Raw genomic sequence first — 4,968 nt, 5'->3', positions numbered from 1 at the left:
TGCGGCACCCGGATCCGGGTGCCGCAGTAGATCTGACCGCGGGCCAGGAACTCGTAGTCCGCCAGCAGCCGGCGCATCCGGGGGCTCTCGTCGACCAGCGCCGACCCCGGGGGGACCAGCGGGACCGCTCCCGCGGCCGCCACCGTGAGGCCGCGGCCCTCGCCCACCCGGCGCAGTCCCTCGCGCGCCTCGTGCAGCCCGGAGCGCAGGCCCGAGGCCGTGTGGGCCGGACGGGTGCGTGTCCGGATCACACAGTTGCGCACCTCGTCGGCAGCGACGTCCGCTGATCGGTGGGCCAGCAGCTCGGACGCCCTGGGCGTGAGCTCCCGACTCTCGGAGTCGAGGACCTGGAGGTCCTCTTCGATCACCGCTGACCTGAACTGGGCTCCCATGAAGGAAATGTAGTGCGGGCGGGCGGGGTGCACATCCGGTCGGGATGTGGGATGGGTCTCAGCGCGCCTTCCAGACCGGAGCCCGCTTCTCCGAGAACGCACGCGGGCCCTCCATGGCGTCCTCCGACGTCATGACGGTGATCATCTCCGTGTCACTGACCTTCCAGCGGTCGTCCTCCGCCGGGCGGGTCCCGTCGCTGATGCCCAGCGCGACGCGCTTGCTGGCCTGGACGGCCAACGGGGCGTTGGCGGCGATCACGCCGGCCAGCTCGAGCGCCGCGTCGAGCAGGTCCCCGGCCGGGACGACCCGGTTGATCAGATGCAGGTCCAGTGCACGCTCGGCCGTGACCGGCTCGCCGGTGAGGATCATCTCCATGGCCACCCGGTGGGGCAGCTGGGCCGGCAGCCGGAACGCACCGCCCGCCGCCGCGATGAGGCCCCGCCTGACCTCCGGCAGTCCGAAGATCGCGTGATCGGCGGCCACCACGAGATCGCACGCCAGCGCGATCTCGCAGCCCCCGCCCAGCGCGGTGCCGTTGACCGCGGCGATCACCGGCACGGAGACGTGATGCTGCATCATGCCCGCGAAACCCCACTGGCGGTTCTCCGCCGGGAAGATGTCCTCTCCCCGGGAGATCGCCTTGAGGTCCGCCCCCGCGCAGAACGACTGCTCCCCCGACCCGGTGAGGACGACCACCCGGATCTCCGGGTCCGTGTCCGCCTCGTGCAGGGCCCGCCCGAGCAGCGTGCTCACCTCGCCGTTGACGGCGTTGCGGGCCTCGGGGCGGTCGAGGGTGACGAGCAGGATGTGATCGCGGCGCTCGGTGCGGACGGCTGGACGGGTCTCGGATGAGGTCATGCCCCCAGTCTCGCCCGGCACGTCGGCACACGCGGGCGAAACGCCCACCTCCCCCGGGCCGGTGCCATGCGCGAGACTCTCCACCGGGGCCATACAGCGGGGGAGAGGCGCTCACCCCTGCTGGGCAATCGCACACTCCTCGGATATATTTGATTTCGATTCTCGGCCGAGGCCCCTCGGTCGTTCGTGATCCCCGGAGATGAGGTGGCGGATATGGCCGCAACACGACTCGCGCAGCGTCCGCAGCTCTCCGAGGAGGTCGCGGACCACGTCCGGACCCGGATCATGAGCGGCGAGGTGCGCCCCGGGGACTTCATCCGTCTGGACGAGACCGCGGCCGCTCTCGGGGTGAGCGTGACCCCGGTGCGCGAGGCCCTGCTGACCCTGCGCGGGGAGGGGCTGGTCGATCTGGTCCCACGACGCGGTTACCTGGTCTCGCCGATGAGCAGGCAGGACGTCGAGGACATCTTCTGGCTGCAGGCCCGGCTGTCCAAGCGGATCGTCGACCGTGCCATCACCCGGTTCGACGAGGCGGCCCTCGAGCACCACGCCCGCCTGGTGGAGGACTTCGAGGCGGCGGCCGTGACGGGCGATCCGGACCGTGTGGTGAGCGCGCAGTACGCCATCCACCGCTCGATCAACCGGGCGTCCCGGTCGGACAAGCTGTCCCGCTTCCTCAACAACGCCGCGCGCTACATGCCCTACCGGCTCTACGCCGAGGATCCGGACTGGCGGTCCACCGCGCTCGAGGACAACAGGCGGATGCTCGAGGCGCTGCGCACCGGCGACGTGGAGACGGCCCACGCCGTGGTCGACCGGGAGTTCACCAACGGCGCCGACCTGCTCATCGCGCACCTCCAGCGCGCCGGCGTGTGGGACGAGGACCGCGACGAGGACCGGGGCGCGACGCTGGTCGCGCAGGCCTGACCACCCGGCACTCGTCGCGCGGGTCCGACCCGCGACCACCGGAGGCCGGGGCGACACCGCCCCGGCCTCCGCCGTCTCATCTCCGACGTGAGCCCCGGGACGTCACATCAGCGGCCGTCCGGTTCGCAGGCGCCACTTCAGGTCCAGCAGCAGCACCCGGTAGGTGAGGGTCCGGACCGGGTACGGGAGCATCCGGTTGGCCGCCGCGGTGAGCGCCAGGAACCGCTCGAAGCGCCGCTGGTCCCGCGGGTCCCACGCCAGCCCCAGCGCGTCGCGGAACTCGCGGTGCAGGAACCCGGTCGTCACCCACTTGTTCAGGCGCCCGAACAGGACCGTCGTGGGCTGCGGCAGCATCCGGAGCTCCGTCAGACCCACCAGGTGGTCGCGTACCGAGTCGTCGAATCGGATCCGGGACTTGCCCTCGTGCCAGTAGTCGTCGAACTCCGCCCGCGTCGCCGGCCACTGGTCGGCGCGCACCTGGAGCGTCGTCCCCAGAGACGGGGCGGAGCGGTAGAAGGCCTCGCGGTCGGACTCGGTCATGGGTCCGTGCAGCCACTCGAAGACGTCCTCGAATCCCACGTACAGACAGGCGGCCACCCACATCTGGAGCTTCGGGTCCACCGCGCTGTACTTGACCGGACTGTCGGGTGTGGAGTGCACCCGACGGTGGATGCGGGTGACCTCCTCGCGGTAGACCCGCTTGTCGTCGTCGCTCCCCAGCGTGGCCACCGCCAGGTACTGGAAGGTCGTCCGGGCCCGCTTCAACGGCCTCTTGTAGACGTTGCCGGTGTCCACCCGGCTCTCGCGTACCCCCCAGCCCACCTCGGGCCAGGACAACTGCATGATGACGTTGGCGACCCCGCCGGCCGCACCGATCGAGTCGAGGGCGTCGGGGAGGACGGGCGGTCGACGGCGTGGGGTGGGCGGGGCGGGATTGCGGTGCAGTTCGGTGATCACGTGGCGGTTCTCCTCGGGTATCGGTGTCGTTCGGTCGGCGGTGACGGATCAGGCCGGTTCGGCGGTGACGGATCAGGCCAGTTCGGCGGAGTCGAGCAGCCAGCGGTTCCCGTCGCGGACCAGGGTCACGACCATGCGGCTCGCGTCGACCCGGCCCTCGGGCACGGTGACGTTGGTGATCTCCTGATCCAGGAAGACCAGCACCACGGCGCTGCCGGTGTCCACGCTCTGAACCCCCGCGTGGGTCACGGTTCCGGTCGAGGTGCCCTGTCCGTTGGTGAGCAACTCGCGCAGCCCCTCGGAGACCTCGCGATAGCGGTCGGCGAACTCCGGAGTGGCGTCCGCCACGACCGCCTCGATGTTGGCGTCCACGTCGCCGTGGTCGTAGGACGCGAGTTGGACGACCAGGCGGGTGGCGTCCTCGACCGCGCTGCGTCGGAGTTCGTCCTCCCGGTGGTCCGACCACACGAGGTAGCCCAACCAGGCACACGCGGCCACCAGTGCCACCACGACCACAGCGCTCACGATGCGAGCGGAGTTCCTCCGCGGGGGGGTCGTGCCCTCCACGGGATCATCGTCCACCGTGGAGGTGTCCGCCCGGGCCTTGTCCTCCGGGACGTTGTCCGCCCGGGCCCTATCCTCCGGGACGTTGTTCTCCCGGGCCCTGCCCTCCGGGACGTTGTCCTCCCTGGGTGCCTCAGCCGCCATGACGCAGTCCTTCCATCATCGTCGCCCAGTACGCGGCGATCTCCTTGCCGGTCGGGACGAGCACGGGGTCGACGGCCATGTCCGGGCCGATCCTGGTTCCGGGTTCGGTCGCCCCCGCCAGTCCCTCGTCGTTCGGTCGGGGAGCCGCCCGCGATCCCCGCTGCTCCAGGTCCTCGCCCGGCGGGCAGTACAACCGCAGATTCGGCTCACGCGGGGAGTGGTCGACGACGTCGCGGGGCTCGTACGGGTAGACGCACACCGGCCCCTGGGTGGCGACCAGTTGGAAGTCCGCGCGACCGTCACGCACGGTCCCCGCCAGGGCCCGCAGTCCCCGCTCGCCCTGCGTGAGGCCGGCCTCCCAGGCGGGTCCCCGATCGCGGAACACGGGTGTGACGACGAGGGTGTTGGCGAGCAGGCCGGCCGCGTCCTCCCGGTTGGCATCGAGGAGCACCTGGGCCCGGAGCATCGCCTCGGGTGATCGGTCGAGCAGGTACACGAGCGTGTCCTCCCGGCGGGCCAGCTGCTCGGCGACGTCGCGGGCCACCGAGGCCGACCCGCTGAGCGGATCCGCGCGCGCCGCCAGCGCGCGCACGGTCACGAGCCCGTCGCCGACGAGCCCGCGGAACGTGGGAGCCTGCTCGGTCAACACAGCCGTGAGCAGTGCGGTGTCCTCGAGGATCGCGCCAAGCCGCGGGCCGTTGCCCTCGAGAGCGGTGGCCACGCTGTCCCCGAACGAGGCCAGGGACTCCGGGTCCAGCGCCCGCAGCGAGGTGTCGATGTCGGCGATGAGGTGCTCGATCGACGCGGGTTGCTCGTCCTCGGGGACCAGCAACTCACCACCTTCTCCCAGGTAGGGACCGGCTCCGCTCGTCTGCCGGACGTCGAGCCGGTTGTCCCCCAGGGCCGTGCTGGTCACCACCCGGGCGTGTGCGCTGACGGGGATCCGGGTGCCGTCGACGATCCTCAGGTGGAGCCGGACCCCGCCGACCCCGTCGAGAACGGCGTCCTGGACCTCCCCCACGTCCACGCCGCGGTAGGTCACGCGCACCCCGGGTCCGACGCCCCGCGCGTCCTCGACGTGGGCCACCACCCGGAAACCACTCGCCACGTCGGCGTCCTCCCCGA

Annotated in this window: 6 protein-coding genes; 1 reads left to right on the top strand and 5 read right to left on the bottom strand. The window is 71.5% G+C overall.

Going from position 1 to position 4,968, the window contains the following annotated elements; genetic code table 11:
* Positions 1 to 392: glutamate-cysteine ligase family protein (locus G6018_RS16855; protein ID WP_241732212.1), on the bottom strand; the 392-nt coding region annotated here is incomplete at its 3' end.
* Between the two features lie 58 nt (positions 393 to 450).
* Positions 451 to 1,251: a crotonase/enoyl-CoA hydratase family protein gene (locus tag G6018_RS16850; RefSeq protein WP_179523929.1), complete on the bottom strand. Its 801-nt coding sequence runs from the start codon at positions 1,249 to 1,251 to the stop codon at positions 451 to 453.
* A gap of 213 nt (positions 1,252 to 1,464) precedes the next feature.
* On the opposite strand from G6018_RS16850, the gene G6018_RS16845 reads away from it, so the two are divergent.
* Positions 1,465 to 2,178 carry a GntR family transcriptional regulator gene (locus G6018_RS16845; RefSeq protein ID WP_187700710.1) on the top strand — a complete coding sequence of 238 codons (714 nt, stop codon included), beginning with the start codon at positions 1,465 to 1,467 and terminating at the stop codon, positions 2,176 to 2,178.
* A gap of 102 nt (positions 2,179 to 2,280) precedes the next feature.
* Here the strand turns inward: G6018_RS16845 and G6018_RS16840 are convergent, their stop codons facing one another.
* The 3 genes from G6018_RS16840 to G6018_RS16830 form a co-directional block, all read right to left on the bottom strand.
* The gene (locus tag G6018_RS16840; RefSeq protein WP_304816467.1) at positions 2,281 to 3,135 is read right to left on the bottom strand and encodes an oxygenase MpaB family protein; all 855 of its coding nucleotides are present in this window, start codon (positions 3,133 to 3,135) and stop codon (positions 2,281 to 2,283) included.
* A gap of 72 nt (positions 3,136 to 3,207) precedes the next feature.
* A complete protein-coding gene (locus G6018_RS16835) occupies positions 3,208 to 3,843 on the bottom strand; it encodes a hypothetical protein (protein WP_182610697.1) in 636 nt (211 codons plus the stop codon).
* Positions 3,833 to 4,968, bottom strand: a 1,136-nt coding sequence (locus G6018_RS16830; protein WP_187701178.1) for an MCE family protein, incomplete at its 5' end; no start/stop codon positions are given. The genes G6018_RS16830 and G6018_RS16835, both read right to left, overlap by 11 nt.

The sequence above is a fragment of the Dietzia sp. DQ11-44 genome, assembly GCF_014145205.1.
Taxonomy (GTDB): Bacteria; Actinomycetota; Actinomycetes; order Mycobacteriales; family Mycobacteriaceae; genus Dietzia; species Dietzia natronolimnaea.
This window is presented reverse-complemented; position numbering and strand designations above follow the sequence as displayed.